Consider the following 15,983-nt stretch of genomic DNA (forward strand, 5'->3'; position numbering starts at 1 on the left):
TTAATTAAAGTCAACGCAAAAAAGCCCGAAAATCGGGCTTTTTTACTTTCTAGACGAATAAAATGCTGGCCATATCTCCGGCATTCAAAACACACCATGTATGCTGTATTACTCCGCAGGGGCAGTAAAGCTGCGTTTGGCAAACTCGCTGTCCAGCATATAAAAGGCGTTGCTGTCTCTTTCAATGCGCTTAAGCTTCTGGATAACACTGTCGAACAGAGCTTCCTCTTCGACTTGCTCATCAATAAACCATTTCAGGAAATGGATCGTTGCATGCTCGCGTCCATCGAGGGCCAAGTCAGCCAGATGATAAAATTTTTGCGTGTTTTGCTGCTCATGCTTGTAGCCATGCTCAAATACGTCCAGCATGGAATCGTAGCTGTTTTTTGGCTCCGGCAATGCAGCCAATGTGGCGCGTCCTCTACGGTCATTAATGTATTTATACAGTTTCATGGCATGAAACCGTTCCTCCTCAGCTTGTACCAGGAAGAAGTTTGCAAACCCATCCAGACTTTCACTGGAGCAATAAGCAGCCATCGCCAGATATACGTGAGCGGAGTAAAATTCAAAGTTCATTTGCTCATTCAGAGCCTGTGCCAAATTGTCATTCATGTCTCAGGTCACCTCGGTCATGTATGTAATAATGTAACGATCATAGTGTACCACGAATCCGATCACAAAAAAACGGACGGAAGTGAATTAAATGATCTCACATTCCGCCCGTAATCTCTACAATTAGTTTACAATCAAGGCTCCAGACCCCAGACACGTTTGTCATTTATATACAATGGTGCTTTGCCCCAATCCGTATAAGATGTCTTGGTTGGATCATAGGAAAAATCATCACTTTCGTTATAGTTGCTCCAGTCCGTCTTGTTCATGCGAATCTGAATGTCCCCTGTGTTTTCCCCTGCTGCCAGACTTCCCGCACCAGCTCCAAAGGAGATTTCCAGATAATAATCTGCGCCTGTAACGGCCTTATCCAGTTTCACAAAACGTCCCTGAACGTTACTACTGCCCAACTGTGCATAGTCACAATGGAATTCCTGTGACTTGTCGCCATCTACGGTGTAGTAGTATCGCAGCTTGACATTTTTCAGATCAACTGCCTCTTTACCCTTGTTTACAACACGGAACAGTGGCCGAATCTGGTTATCTCCCGGGTTGGTGTCGCCCACGCGGTATTGGGCAATCACATCTCCCGTTGCTGGAATGGGTGCTGCCGTAGGCTTGGCACTGACCTCGGCAGAATCCGGGCTGGTTCCTAAAGAATTTGTTGCACTTGCCACATAATAATAAGTGGTTTCATTCACCACTCCTGTATCCTTGTAAGTGCTGTCTGTTACCGTTGCTACTGTGGTATAAGGGCCACCACTGGTTGTCGAGCGCTTGACTGTATAGCTATCGGCACCCGTCGCTTTGCTCCAGGTCAGTGTAACCTGAGCATCCCCCGCGTTTGCCTTCACATTTGCCGGAGCTTTGGGAGCTGTAGGCTCGGTTGGTCCACTACCGTTAATGAGACGGTCATACTCGGCATAAGCCGTTGCCATATCAACTTGGGACCAGAAACGGTGATACGTAAATTCTGGAGCGCCTTTATCCCATTTTTTGGTCTGCTTGTTCCAAGAAGTCGTGTATTTATCTTTAAGATAGGACCATTGCGGATCTTTGGTGATATTAGGGCGGATATCGCTGTAGCTGGAATACGTACCATTACCACCTTTAGACGGATCAGACGGTGTAGCGTCGGTGCCAGGGATCGTGTTGCCTTGCCCAGTCTTACCACTCCAGCCGCTCGGGATATACACTTCTTTGGTAAAATAACGATAATAATCCTCGCGCGCTTCCTTCGTTGTAATGCCTATACCATCGTTATAACCCCATGCAGCATCAAGCAAAGCTTTAGACAGATCCTTAGCTTCCTTGCCTAACTCGGAATAGTCTCCTTTTTCAGCTTTCGTTCCAGCAGCAAAGAAAGTAAGTGCTTTAACATAGCTGCCCAGCACTCCGGCATCCTGCCCCGGATTCTTTGTTACCACATGGAGATTGGTATTCCCTTTATGATTGGCAAATCCGCTCCAGGTTTCAGGCTTTCCGCTCCATTCCAGATTGCTCGGTAGCCAGAACTCACCTTTAGCCACTGTAGTAGCCACTTTCGGATTCTTGCCACTCAGAATACGCTTGCCTTGAGCGTCCAAATAGTATCCCTGTGCATCAGTCACAGGCCGTTCGTTGGCAAATACATAGCTCTTGGACCACGCTATCCAGTTTTCCGTCACTTGTTTAGCCATTTTAAACTGCTCGGACGAAGTATCCCCTTTCTTGGCTAAAATGTAGTACAGCTCGGCAACCCGCTCGACAGGCCAAGCCTGCATCCCGAACCAGTTGTTCGACGGTGGATCGTTATATACAGGAGCCCCTGTATAAGCCATGCCATAAAAGGTACTTGTGCCAGATGGATAAGCCTTGTAGGCACCATCCCAGCTATTCGTCGCTCCGCCTGCAATGGCCCCCTCATCGGATTGCAGCCAAGTATAAAACTCCAGTTGGCGCTTCAGCGAGGTCGCCCAGTCCTGTCCCGCCGTTGGTGAATTCGGTATTAATCCACCATCTTGATCGGACAACGCATACGCTGCGACGACATTTTGGTAGCCCTGATGTGCATGGCTGGCACCAATACGCCAAGCCCAGTTGCCGCTTTGGCCAAGTCCGCCGCCCCAGGCTGTATACCATGCCATCAGATAAAGACTGGCATCCTTGCCCGTACCAGCAATTGGACTTCCATTGGAAGCGCTTCCGGTTTTCTGGAAGTATTTATCGTACATGCCGTAACGCAAAAAGTCTCCCATCTTTTTGGCTTTATCCAAATATACGGAGTTGTCATATCCTAATTCCTTAGCCCAGTACATTGCTTGAACTGCCCGTGCATCTGCATCGGTGGCATTCGTGTAACGCCATTGCTGTGCAGGGGCATTATTTTCCTTGGTAAACAAGCTCATAAAGCCTTCATTAGGCTTGCCAAACTTTTGATTGTCTTGCGATGGGTGTGGTACAGCCTCCCAGACCGATTCCTGTTCCCCGCGCTGGAAGGTGTTTACATAGGCTGCTGTATGCGACGGATTCAGAAGATTTCCGAAGCCGTACCAATTATCCACGTCCAACAACCAGTGCATCAGATAAGTCTGGTTGTTGCCATAGGTTGCCTTCAGCTCAGAGTCCAGTGGATCCTTGCCACCACCATACTGTCCACTCAGACGGCTTGGGTATTGATCCGGCTGTGAGTATTCTGCGGCATAGGTGGCGGGGCTGTTCGGGTTGTAGTTACTCATTGTCGGCTGCTCTTCCTTACCGTCGCCTTCATTAACAGGAATGATATATTTCTCCATGTTGTCCCATGCGGATTCCAAATGCCCCCAATCCCCGGTATAATGACCATACAGCACTTCCAGCCACATCCAGTAGCTGTACGCTTCCGAAGTCGTTAAGTGTCCGTAATCTGGAGCCTCGCTCATAAGCGTTTCAACGGAATGATAAGGGATGCCTTCTTTTGAAAAGTATCCGCTAGCCGGATCCTTCAGCTGTTTATACAATTGTAAAAAGCGTGTCGATTCCGGTGTTGCGGCTGATGCACGGTCGGGTCCTGCCTGAAATAAGCCCAAGGTTAACGGAAGTACCAAAATGGCTGACATGACCATAGAGACAGATTTCCTGAACACTGATTTTCTGCTGATCACTTTTGCATTCATCCTCTCCATTATCAATTTTGGCTTTACACAAGATTTTATTCCGAAAAACGACAGCACAAAAAGACAGCATCATCACCTCACTTTCCCATAAAAAAGGTGGAGGACACGCTGTCTATTGCTCCAAATGCTTCGCATTGGCCCTGGAAAAAATATACCACACTAGGCGCCAAATGAGAGTCGAAAAATTCTATAAGTTTAGAGATTCACAAGGAAAATTGACGAAATCGATTGGAATCGGTACTATTTCACAGGGAGGCGTTAAAACATGAAAATTTTGCTATTGCTTGGTTGTATCGTGATGTTTTTAGCCGTAGCTCTGGGAGCGTTCGGCGCACACGCATTGAAAAAGAGACTTTCCGTAGACATGATGAGCATATTCCAGACAGGAATTCAATATCAAATCGCTCACGGACTGGGTTTGCTGCTGCTTGGAGTTCTTGCTGACAGCCTTGTCCATTCTTCTCTCATCGTTACCGCAGGCTGGGTTATGCTGGTGGGTATTCTCCTGTTCTCCGGCAGTCTGTATGCCCTTAGTATATCTGGTGTGAAAAAGCTTGGGGCAATCACCCCCATTGGCGGGTTGGCTTTTTTGGCAAGCTGGGTCATTGTGATCGTGGCGGTTGTGCAAGGTTAAACAAGGATAAAGGAACAGAGACTTGGAAAAGGAGGCGCTTCCAAGTCTCTCGAATTATTGACGTAGCATTCCTGAGTATATGAAAGAATACATTATTTCGTCTGCACTTGTTGCGCCTTCTGAGCGGCTATCCGATGACCTTCGATATAACGTCTGGATTCTGCCATCTCATGCTCCTGAGCAGCTTCCATAATAATATGAACCCCCGGCTTGTACTGCTCCAGCAGTTCCATGTAGAGGGCATAGTTCATGTCACCAAAACCTGGCGGTACCGTCTCAATTTCACCTGACGATGACAACCGCCGGTCTTTGGCATGTGCTGCGATAATCCGAGGGCCCAGCAGTTGGAAAGCTTCGCGGATGATCTCATCCTGCTGCGCCAGATTTTCCGTTTTCAGCAGATTACCAGGATCAATCACAACACCGATGTGTGAAGAAGGTACTTCCTCCAGAAAGGCAGCCAACTCTACGGCAGTTCCGACCAAGTGATCGTTTGCAGCTTCCAATCCTACGAATACGCCCCACTTCTCCGCTTCATCTGCTAATTCACGCACTACTTCCCTTACAACTCTCCAGTCACGTTCCGTATAGGCGGTACCATCCTCATTACGTCCGACTTCGGCTGCAACCATTGGTGCTCCTAACAGACCCGCATATCGGATCAGCTCTTTGAAGCGCTCTACATTTTCACGCAGCAATTCCTCATCCTGTATAAAAAAATGTAAATAGCACCCGAGCACCGATATGGATACACCATGCTTACGAAATTCTTCTGCGATAGACAGTGCCAATCCCGGATTGAACTTACCCGGTTTATTAAAATCCACATCACTGATCGCTCTCCACGGAGCCAGCTGAACATGAGTAAAGCCCGCTGCGCCTACCTTTGCAGCCAATTCACGATAAGGCAACTTGCCAAACAAATGTGCCAATACACCTACTGTCACTAAAAATCACCTCTTATTTTTATTGTTGTATGCTACTTGTTACCGTACTCTGCTCCAAGGTCTCATTGATGATGTGCGTAATCCGTTCCACTTCATCATGAATAAAAAAGTGTCCTCCCTCAAAGGTAAACATACGAAATTGCTGTTCCGTATGGTGTGCCCATGCCTCCGCATCTTGTAAGGTCACCGTGTTATCGGTCATTCCCGTCAAAGCGGTGATAGGACAATGTAAAGGTGCGGCTTTAGCCATGTACCTATACAACTCGACAGCTTTGAAATCCGCTCTTAACACCGGCATAAAATAGTCGTATAATTCCCGATTGTCAAAAATCGCTTCCGAAAGCTGACCGTACCGCTGCAAATGCGTCCTGAACTGATCTGCGGGCAGATCGTGTAACCACGGGGAATTTCTTGGGACATGCGGTGCCCGTCCACCCGAAACGAACAGATGAGCAGGCTTGCCATATCCACCGTCCACCAGCTTGTAGTACAGCTCGAATGAGATCATCGTCCCCATACTGTGGCCGTATATGGCATAAGGATCGCCAGGGGCTATCTCTTCGCTGATCTTGTGCAACAGATCCTCGCTCATCTCCTCAATGCTTTCCTTTAGCGGTTCCCCAGAACGAATACCTCTGCCCGCTAATTCCAGTGGAACAAGCTTAATCTGCGGAAGCAGCAACTTTTTCCATTTGAAGCTGACCGACGCCGATCCGCCTGCATACGGGATGAAAAATAATGTGATAGGTGCCATTCTTGCAACCTCCTGCCTTGCTAAGTTCTAACTTTTTCATTTTAGCATAAAAAGGTATATTTACCCATTTTAAATATTTTGCAAATTCCAGAAGAAAGGTTGAGAAAATCAAGCACATTTTATATAAGGCAGGAAGTGTCTTTCTAAAGAAAGAACGGCTCTATGTTTGAATATAATCATGTGTTGGGTCTTTTATTTTTTCAAATCGAAAGGAGTTCTGCGCCATGAAGTACGGTTTTTTCGATGATGTCAATCAAGAATATGTCATCCACACCCCTCAAACCCCTTATCCCTGGATTAATTATTTAGGTAATGAACGATTTTTTGGACTGATCTCCAATACAAGTGGCGGCTATGCATTTTACCGGGATGCTCGCTTACGTCGCTTAACACGTTACCGGTACAACAATATTCCTGTCGATAACGGTGGTCGTTATTTTTATATTTATGATGATGGGGATTATTGGACTCCAGGTTGGATGCCAGTCAAACGGGAGCTGGAGCAGTATGAATGCCGCCATGGACTTGGCTATACCTCAATTATGGGAGAACGCAGCGGTATTCGGGCCACCCAGCTGGCTTTTGTGCCCCTTTCCTTTGACGGCGAGGTCCATCAGGTAAAGCTTCAGAACACATCGTTACAAACCAAAAAGATCAAACTCTTTTCATTCGTGGAATTTTGTCTGTGGAACGCCTATGACGATATGACCAATTATCAGCGCAACTTGAACACCGGCGAGGTTGAAATACAAGACTCTGTCATTTATCACAAAACGGAATACCGTGAACGTCGCAATCACTATGCTTTTTTCTCTGCTAATCGTCCGTTAGCGGGTTATGATACAGACCGTGAAGCTTTTCTGGGGCTCTACAACGGATTAGATCAGCCTCAATCGGTCGCCGTTGGGCAAGCCTCGAACTCTATTGCCAGCGGATGGTCCCCTGTCGGATCACATTGCATTGAGGTAACGCTGGAGCCAGGCGAAGAAACAAGCTGTAACTTTATACTCGGTTATGTGGAAAATCCCGAGGAAGAAAAATGGGAGTCGCCCGGTGTTATTAATAAAAAACAAGCACATGCCATGATTAAGCAGTTTGCGGATGAAGCTGATGTAGAACGAGCGTTGAGTGAGCTGCGGACCTATTGGAATAATCTGCTGTCCAAGTATACCCTTCAAAGCCACGACGACAAGCTGAACCGAATGGTAAACATATGGAACCCTTATCAGTGTATGGTTACGTTCAATATGTCGCGTTCCGCCTCGTATTTTGAATCTGGTATCGGGCGTGGAATGGGCTTCCGGGATTCGAATCAGGACTTGCTCGGCTTCGTCCACCAAATACCGGAGCGGGCAAGAGAACGGATTATCGACATCGCCTCTACTCAATTTGAAAACGGCGGAGCTTATCATCAGTACCAACCGTTAACCAAAAAAGGAAATCACGAGGTTGGCGGTGGCTTTAACGACGATCCGTTGTGGCTTATTGTCGGTACCGCAGCGTACATCAAAGAAACGGGAGACTTTGGCATACTGGATGAACAAGTGCCCTTTGACGGAAATGTAGAGCGTACGGCTACGCTGTTTGAACATTTGAAGCGTTCTTTTTACCACGTTGTGGGTAATCTGGGCCCGCATGGTCTTCCACTCATTGGCCGGGCTGACTGGAACGACTGTCTGAATCTCAACTGTTTTTCTGCTACACCAGATGAGTCCTATCAGACAACTCAGAATCTGGAGGGTCGAATAGCCGAATCCGTGTTCATCGCCGGACTATTTGTATATACGGGACCGGATTTTATTGAGCTTTGCAAGCGCAGAGGACTGGATGAAGAAGCAGCAACCGCTCAGGCATATGTGGATCGTATGCGAACAGCCACATTGGAGCATGGTTTTGACGGAGAATGGTTCTTACGTGCTTATGACCATTATGGAGACAAAATAGGAAGCAAGGATTGTGAGGAAGGCCAAATTTTCATTGAACCTCAAGGTTTCTGTGTCATGGCAGGAATTGGCGTTGAAGAAGGTCTAGCTCAAAAAGCTCTCGATTCTACACGTGATCGGTTAGAAACTCCCTACGGCATTGTGCTGCAAAATCCACCGTATTCTCGCTACTACATCAATCTGGGCGAAATCTCATCTTACCCTCCCGGGTATAAGGAAAATGCCGGTATTTTCTGTCACAATAACCCTTGGATTATGATGGCGGAAGCCGTAATAGGACGTGGGGATCGCGCTTTCGAGCTATATAGCAAAATTGCCCCCGCCTATCTAGAGGACATTAGCGACATTCACCGCACCGAGCCGTATGTGTACGCTCAAATGATTGCGGGCAAGGATGCTGTTCGTGCAGGCGAAGCCAAAAATTCCTGGCTGACGGGTACAGCGGCATGGAACTTTATAGCTATTACTCAATCCATTCTCGGTATTCAGCCCGAATGGGATGGTCTGCGTATTGATCCGTGCATTCCTACAGCCTGGGACGAATTCACAGTCACCCGTGTCTTCCGCGGTGATACCTACGTGATTCATATCACGAATCCACAGCATGTCTCCAAGGGTGTAGTCACAGTTACCTTAGATGGCACCGTCCTTACGAATAATATTCTGCCGGTTGCAGGGGACGGGGCTATCCATCAAGTAAAAGTGTTGCTAGGCTAACAAGTTCATGGCCTTCAAAAAAATTAGCTTCAACTTCATCACATAGTATCTTATAATACGAGAATGGCTAAAGATACATTAAGTGTGGTGACATCATGAACAAGACAAAACGGCTTACTCAAACCATGGATTACAAAACAAAGCAAGCCCGCTGGGTACGCAAAATGTTATTACTGTATTGGATGATTATAGCTGTACATTTTATCGTCCAGCTGGGCAGCTACTTATTTCTTGATTACTCCGCTTCGCCTTATGAATTTTACGTCGGAACCCTTATTGTTCCCACGCTAATCATGAGTGGTTCCAACTTACTGGCAGAGTTGGCTCATTTTAAATTTAACAGGTATTCTTTTGTGATCCTGTTTATGGCAAGTACCGTCATTTGCTGGATGATTATTCGCCTAAACTATGATATCCGGATTATTACAGCGTTGTGCTTGTTGCCTATTTTCTCTTCTATCCTGTTCTTCAATCGCCGCTTAATATGGCTTTCCTTTGTATTACAAGTAGTCGTCTTTTTTCTGTTGCTGGCAGTGGATGCATCATTTCGTACCTATTTGTCAGACTTTGATATCGTGGCGATTCCAACCTTTTTGATTATGTCCACCTTTATTGCTCTCATTATTCAGGCCAGCGGCCGCGATTTGTTAGTGGATTTGTATAAAACAAAGCGCGCGCAACAGGAATTAATGATCAGTAACGCGATTATCAGCAAAATGTCAATGACTGATGGTTTGACAAAGCTGTACAATCATTTGTCCTTTCAAAACTTTTATGAAAAAGCACTCGAATATGCCGAACAAGGCGCGATCATCCATCTGGCGTTAGTGGATATTGATAATTTCAAAAAGATCAATGATACTTACGGACACCAGTTCGGAGATAAAATTTTGGAAGGCATCTCGCAAATCATTACAGAACAGATTACCGCAAATGACATTCCGGCTCGCTATGGCGGTGAGGAATTTGCTATTTTGATGTTCGAGCATACTTTCGAAGAAGCTTATCAGATCGTCGAAAACATCCGTCGTGAAGTGGAGAAAATGACCTTTCAGGAGAAATTGCAACTCGTTTCTGTAACCGTAAGCATTGGACTGAAAAGCTATACAGAGGAAATGAACAAAGATAAAGATGTATTTTTTCAGCAAGCAGATGACTATCTGTATCAAGCTAAGCGCTCCGGGAAAAACAAAATTGTTGCTCTTAATCATATCGCTTAATGTAAAAACACTTCATTTGATGAGACTCCGGCATGAGCTTGCCGGAGTCTTTTGAATATAGAGCTTAAAATTTAATAGAGTTGACAATCCCATAAGTTGAAACTAAAATAGTTACATATGTATTGGTTATTTACTAACAATAAATAAGTTCGAAGGAGATGGTTTTTTAAATGTCAACCCTCGTTATTGTCGTTCACCCTGATCTTGCGGAATCTCGCATTAACAAAAGATGGGTGCAAGAACTCAAGAAACAATCCGGCGTGACCGTTCACAACCTGTATGAAGTATATCCTGATGAGCAAATCAATGTCGCCCAGGAGCAGGAACTGCTAGAGCAGCATGACCGTATCGTTCTGCAATTCCCTTTTTACTGGTACAGCACTCCTTCCCTACTGAAAAAATGGCTGGATAAGGTTCTAACCTACGGCTGGGCTTATGGAAGCGAAGGTGGCAAGCTACAGGGCAAAGAGTTGTTGATCGCCTTGTCTGCTGCCAGCGTTGAGGAAAATTACCAACATGACGGACGGAACAGGTATACGATCGAAGAGCTGTTGAGACCTCTGGAAGCTACAGGCCATATGATTGGTGTCAAATTGCTCCCTTATTTCGTACAATATGGTGCTGCAGTTTTGACCGATGAGCAACTAGAGCAATCCGCACAAAAATACGCACAAACGGTTATTTCTTAATTTTTTACTAGAAAGCCCCTTGGACGGCGCCTGCCACACCTGCTTTACAGCAGACGGCAGCTCCAGCCAAGGGGCTTTACTGATCGATTTACATCGTAACCAACGTGCTGGTTACCTGTGCCATACTTTCTTTAATAATGTCGCAGCCCTTACGCAAGTTTTCCAAGCTTATCGTTAACGCTGGCATGATTTTAATTACCGTATCGTTACGCCCAGCACGTTCAATAATGAGTCCCCTACTAAAGCAGAGAGTCGCTACCTCCTTGGCGAACGCTTCTCCCAGATGGGATACATCAATTCCCCAGATTAGTCCCATGCCGCGAATTTCAATTAGAGGATCTATCGATTGGATATGTTCACGCAAGAACTGCTGAACAAAAGCCTCTTTTTCCTTCACTTGTGCTTCCAGCTCTACCGTATCTCTGAACTCCAGCGCAGCCTTTGCCCCGACAAAAGCAAGCTGATTTCCACGGAAGGTGCCGTTATGCTCACCTGGACTCCATATATCCAATTCTGGCTTGAGTAGCAACAGAGACATTGGCAAACCGTATCCACTGATCGATTTGGACAAAACAACCATATCAGGAACAATTCCCGCCCGCTCGAATGAGAAGAACGAACCAACTCGACCGCAACCGACTTGAATATCGTCAACAATGAGCAAAATATCATGGTCATCGCACAGCTGTCGCAAATCACGCAGCCATTCGGTATCTGCAATATGAATACCGCCTTCAGCCTGTACCGTTTCCAAAATGATCGCGGCAGGCTTTTCCACACCCGAGTGAGTGTCTGTTAAAAGCTGCTCCATATACAAAATGGTATCCATTCCGTTAAATGTGCTGTTATAAGGTATGAAGGTAACATTGTTCAGGGGGACCCCTGCGCTCTCTCGCATGGAGTTGTTGCTGGTAATAGATAAACTACCCAGCGACATTCCGTGGAACGCGCCCATAAAAGCGAAAATACCATTTCTGTTTTTCACCTTGCGTGCAAGTTTCAGTGCTGCTTCCACCGCATTGGTTCCGGTCGGTCCGCAAAATTGCAGCTTATAATTCAAGCCCTTGGGCTGGAGAATACGCTCTGAAAAAGACTCAATAAACTCTTGCTTAGCTGTCGTGTACATATCCAGACCATGCATAATCCGATCGGAACTTAAATAATCCAATATCCGGTTTTTCATAAAATCATTATTATGCCCATAGTTCAAAGCCCCTGCCCCAGCAAAAAAGTCAATATAACCCTTGCCTGCCTCCGTGTACAGTACATCGTTTTTAGCTTTGTTGAAAACAACTGGAAAACTTCTGCAATAGGATCTTACATTGGACTCCAGCGCTTCGAATGTGTTCATGATCTCTCGTCCTCCCGCTGACCTGATTTTAAAAAATACAAGCATGGAAAGCAAAAAAATGTAAATATGTAATCTAAATGAGTAGACAGTCTGAATTCACACTGGGATATCCACACCAAAGAATCATAAGTATGATCACAAGAACAATTAAAGTACGAAAATTAAATACAGAGATAGCACATGAGAGTATGTTAGTAGAAGATTAAATAGTGGGTTTTTCTAAGAGGCCTATCAGAGGATGTCAACTCCTATGTAATAAAATACCATAATTTTCATTTAAGTCAATGCATGTTTCTGATGTGTTTTGTTAAATTTTTGTAATTTATCATCAATGGCTTGTAGTATATTGTTAAAAGAAAACGAAAAATGTCGTATTATAGTAATAAATCTCAAAAATAGTACATTTCCATATCAAATAGATATACATCTGGACTAATTGTCCACAGGATTGTCACAACAAACCTGATCTTTTGACAGACTGTCCAAAGGAGTTTACTCTATCAACAGGACCTGCCAAAAACTTGTTGTAAACATTGCAGTTATCCTAACTATTGGGCTCGAATTTGATAGAAAGATAAGGAAATATGATCATGTCTAATGTTTTAATTATTGAAGATGACAATATGTTGGGAGAGACCCTTTCCTTGTATTTAACAGGAGAAGACTACAACGTTACTCGAGTGGAACAAGCGTCTGAGGGTATTGCCCGGCTTGAGATCGTACAGCCCGATATTATTTTGCTGGATCTGCTGCTTCCAGATTTGGATGGGGTAAATCCCTGCCCACTCATACGCAAGCATACGGACGTGCCCATCATCGTGATTTCTACAGAAAACAACATATCAGAGCGTATTCGTACACTTACGTTGGGAGCAGATGATTATATTTGCAAGCCTTTTAGTATGCAAGAGCTAAAAGCACGGATTGAGGCTCTTTTCCGTCGTATTGAAATCACGCGCTTGCAAGGAAGAGGCAGAGCACCTGAACCTGAAACCGGCATTACTTTGGATCTAGCGAGAAGAATGATTACCGTTAACGGACAGAATGTGGAGACAACATATTCAGAATTTGAGCTCATGAAGCTTTTTTATTTGAACCGGGGAATTGTATTCAGCAGGTATGCTTTGATTCAGGCTCTCCGTGGCACAGACTCCTTTATTAATGAAAGGGCTGTGGACGTACATATTAACCATTTACGCAGAAAAATCGAAAAAGACCCTAAGAAACCGCAATTAATCAAGACCATCTGGGGAATCGGCTACAAATTTATGCAATAACACGGTCAGCTCCAGGGAAGTGATGACTTGATTTGGTTAATATCCTTCTGAACCGTGCTCAGATGCTTTTTCCAGTCTGGATACAGTGCTCCTGTTGAGGTTTCATTGCTGCGCTTCAATGCCTTTTCCAGCTCTATTACCTTTACCAGCAACTCAGGCGCGCACAGGTTCCCCGTTCCTCCCTTAAGTGAGTGGATTAATCGAAGAGCAGAAGATAACTGCCCATTGTCCATTTTTCTCACAACTCTTTTATCGAGATACTGGTATTCCTGTATCCATTTATAAAGGGCAAATTGAAAAATATACACCTTGCCATCCATGCCTGCTATCGACTGCTCAGCGTGAATACCATGTAAATCTTGCAGCCACGCTAAATTAATCCAGCTAGTTAATACTCTAGCAGCGGTCAGTTCATGGACAGGCTTGAACAACACGGCATTAATACCAGCACGAAGACAAACTTCCTGTTCATGCTGCACAGCATCAGCGGTAAAAGCGATAATGGGAAGCCTGTTAAAAGCTTTGTTTCTCCGAATATGCCTCGCCGTCTCAAAACCATCCATCTCTGGCATATGCAAATCAAGCAGCACCATATCCCAGTAACGCAGTTCCAGTAACGCTATTAGTTCTCTTCCGTTCGTGACCATCGTTACCTCAAAGTTACGCTCTGCTAAAAACTCGGTAATCACCACCTGGTTAATTTCGTTATCCTCTGCTATGAGAATTTGATACTTCTGTGTTGTATCCCCTATCTCATTGTGGCAACTCATCGTCGCATGAGTCTCCAGAGTATTACCATCTGCTGGAACTGACTGTTCCTTCTTCCAGCAGAGAACCTCCAGCAGAGCGTTTCGGGTAACGGGCTTGGACAAAAAGGCATCCACACTATGATTCATGTCCCCTGCAGCTATTGTTTCCATCTGAAACACGGTTGTAAGTCCAATAATCTGAGTTATCTGCCTATCCAGCATTTGAAGCCACTGCCTCCGGGAGTCCAGTTCTCTCAAACCTTCCATCCCCATATCGATGATAACATAATCAAAATGCTCACCCTTTTGAAAAGCGTCCACACTTTCTTGGAAGGATGAATTAGTGAATGTTTTTAATCCCAAGTCTTGCAGTAGTTCGTTCAAGCTGTATCTCACCAGTTCATGCTGCGCAACAATTAAGGCTTTGCCTTTGATTTGTTTTTCTATTCGTGTGCTTCCTGCATTCAATTCCCCAGTTTCCAGCTCGACATTAAAGTAAAATTGACTGTACTCTCCTAATCGACTTTTCACCTCTACTTTCCCGCCCATAGCTTCAGCCAAATGCTTGCTAATGGCCAAACCCAGCCCAGAGCCCCCATATCTGCGGCTGGTTGATGTACTCGCCTGGATAAAAGGGACGAATAGCTTGTCTATACACGTCTCGGAAATTCCTATGCCCGTATCTTCTACCATAAAAGAAACGCCTACTCGCCCTTCCTGCTGACTTAGCATTTTTACCTGTAACAATACATGTCCCTGATTCGTAAACTTGATGGCGTTGGTCAGAAGATTTGAAAGCACCTGCTCCATTCGAAGCGGGTCTCCCTTAAAGCTTTTCGGTAACGCCGGGTCCGTTATAAATACGACCTCTATTTCCTTATCTTCAAGTAAAGTTCCAACGGTATCTGCGAGATGCCGAAGCATTTTTTCCGGCTCGAATTCTACCTTTTCCAGTTCCAGACTGCCGGCTTCCATTTTGGAAAAGTCCAATACGTTACTGAGCATGGATGAAAGGGTACGAGAGGAAGCGAGAAGCTTGTGGAGGTAATCTCTTTGAACGGCAGTCAGTTCAGTCTTATTTAACAGCTTTGACAGACCGATGATTCCATTCAGCGGGGTGCGAATTTCGTGACTCATATGAGCCAAAAAAGTGCTTTTCGCACGGTTAGCCTCGTCCATCTCCTTTCGCTTCTGCTCAGAGGCTTTATACTCTGTAATATCCAACACGTGACCGATAACATGCCTGGTATTCCCGTCCTCCCTAACCGGATGTAAGGTAATGAGAGCCGAATATTCCCAAAACTCCAATTCAAATACGGTCCGATCACCGAACCAGGCCTGTTTGTAGTATTGACTTAGCTGCTCCATCGTTTCAGAGGAAAGCTCCAAAATGTCCCCGAGACGCTTCACATGCTCCCTTTTATTGTAGTTGACTTGTAGATTCAGACCCACGCGCTCCAGCAATTCACCTTCAAGCAGCCTATAATAAAATTCATCACCACTTTTCTCCAGCCTAAAGGTAAAGCCAGGTTGAACCCGAAGTAAATTCAGCAGATCACGATCTTTGTCTAACAAACGTTGTCCATATGAATACTTAGTGGTGGTTAAAGCGTGCACAAACAGCGTCATGAACATTAGACCCATCCCCAGCTCCAGTACGCAGGTCAGCAGTGTTTTATCACTTATGCCAAAATATAAGAACAGAATTCCTGCCACTCCATAAAAAACACCTGTAATCGCCTGACGAACAAGCTGCCGCTGAAAAATCAAAACTAACAATAATATCAAGATAGCATATAGCACTAAATCTCGAACCAAGTGTTCGCCCCCTTATAATCTTCCATGTTTTGTGAGATATCGAAAATATAAAAAAACTCAGGACAGATTCCTTATGCCATAAGGCTTAAAGAACTGTCCCGAGCATTCATTGTACTATACATTCCATAGGGTTCAAGT

Annotated in this window: 11 protein-coding genes; 5 read left to right on the forward strand and 6 right to left on the reverse strand. The window is 45.1% G+C overall.

Features of this window, described 5'->3' with window-relative positions; all coding sequences use genetic code 11:
* Positions 1 to 108: 108 nt before the first annotated feature.
* Positions 109 to 612 (reverse strand): ferritin, encoded by a 504-nt coding sequence (locus MKX30_RS24255; protein WP_013310291.1) that lies wholly within the window; start codon positions 610 to 612, stop codon positions 109 to 111.
* A gap of 134 nt (positions 613 to 746) precedes the next feature.
* Positions 747 to 3,695 (reverse strand): glycoside hydrolase family 48 protein, encoded by a 2,949-nt coding sequence (locus MKX30_RS24260; RefSeq protein ID WP_341063795.1) that lies wholly within the window; start codon positions 3,693 to 3,695, stop codon positions 747 to 749.
* Positions 3,696 to 4,011: 316 nt separating this feature from the next.
* Here MKX30_RS24260 and MKX30_RS24265 point away from each other — a divergent pair, with 316 nt between their 5' ends.
* Complete coding sequence (locus MKX30_RS24265) at positions 4,012 to 4,380, forward strand: DUF423 domain-containing protein (RefSeq protein WP_013310289.1); 369 nt, start codon at positions 4,012 to 4,014, stop codon at positions 4,378 to 4,380.
* Between the two features lie 92 nt (positions 4,381 to 4,472).
* On the opposite strand, the gene MKX30_RS24270 is transcribed toward MKX30_RS24265, so the two are convergent.
* The gene (locus tag MKX30_RS24270; protein WP_068939447.1) at positions 4,473 to 5,327 is read right to left on the reverse strand and encodes a sugar phosphate isomerase/epimerase family protein; all 855 of its coding nucleotides are present in this window, start codon (positions 5,325 to 5,327) and stop codon (positions 4,473 to 4,475) included.
* 19 nt (positions 5,328 to 5,346) lie between these two features.
* Positions 5,347 to 6,081, reverse strand: coding sequence for a thioesterase II family protein (locus MKX30_RS24275; RefSeq protein WP_023988539.1), 735 nt, complete (start codon positions 6,079 to 6,081; stop codon positions 5,347 to 5,349).
* 224 nt (positions 6,082 to 6,305) lie between these two features.
* Between MKX30_RS24275 and MKX30_RS24280 the strand changes: the two genes are divergently transcribed.
* From MKX30_RS24280 to MKX30_RS24290, 3 genes are all read left to right on the forward strand, one after another.
* The gene (locus tag MKX30_RS24280) at positions 6,306 to 8,741 is read left to right on the forward strand and encodes a GH36-type glycosyl hydrolase domain-containing protein (protein ID WP_023988538.1); all 2,436 of its coding nucleotides are present in this window, start codon (positions 6,306 to 6,308) and stop codon (positions 8,739 to 8,741) included.
* Between the two features lie 95 nt (positions 8,742 to 8,836).
* On the forward strand, positions 8,837 to 9,961 hold the full coding sequence (locus MKX30_RS24285) for a GGDEF domain-containing protein (protein ID WP_023988537.1): 1,125 nt from the start codon (positions 8,837 to 8,839) through the stop codon (positions 9,959 to 9,961).
* A gap of 170 nt (positions 9,962 to 10,131) precedes the next feature.
* Positions 10,132 to 10,650: an NAD(P)H-dependent oxidoreductase gene (locus tag MKX30_RS24290; RefSeq protein ID WP_028541334.1), complete on the forward strand. Its 519-nt coding sequence runs from the start codon at positions 10,132 to 10,134 to the stop codon at positions 10,648 to 10,650.
* 88 nt (positions 10,651 to 10,738) lie between these two features.
* Here MKX30_RS24290 and ectB read toward each other — a convergent pair whose 3' ends face one another.
* Positions 10,739 to 12,001 (reverse strand): diaminobutyrate--2-oxoglutarate transaminase, encoded by a 1,263-nt coding sequence (ectB, locus tag MKX30_RS24295; RefSeq protein WP_023988535.1) that lies wholly within the window; start codon positions 11,999 to 12,001, stop codon positions 10,739 to 10,741.
* 590 nt (positions 12,002 to 12,591) lie between these two features.
* Here ectB and MKX30_RS24300 point away from each other — a divergent pair.
* Positions 12,592 to 13,278 (forward strand): response regulator transcription factor, encoded by a 687-nt coding sequence (locus MKX30_RS24300; RefSeq protein WP_341063679.1) that lies wholly within the window; start codon positions 12,592 to 12,594, stop codon positions 13,276 to 13,278.
* A gap of 5 nt (positions 13,279 to 13,283) precedes the next feature.
* Here the strand turns inward: MKX30_RS24300 and MKX30_RS24305 are convergent, their stop codons facing one another.
* Positions 13,284 to 15,845, reverse strand: coding sequence for a hybrid sensor histidine kinase/response regulator (locus MKX30_RS24305; RefSeq protein WP_341063680.1), 2,562 nt, complete (start codon positions 15,843 to 15,845; stop codon positions 13,284 to 13,286).
* Positions 15,846 to 15,983 lie beyond the last annotated feature (138 nt).

This window comes from Paenibacillus sp. FSL P2-0173 (assembly GCF_038008045.1).
In the GTDB taxonomy this organism is placed as follows: domain Bacteria; phylum Bacillota; class Bacilli; order Paenibacillales; family Paenibacillaceae; genus Paenibacillus; species Paenibacillus polymyxa_B.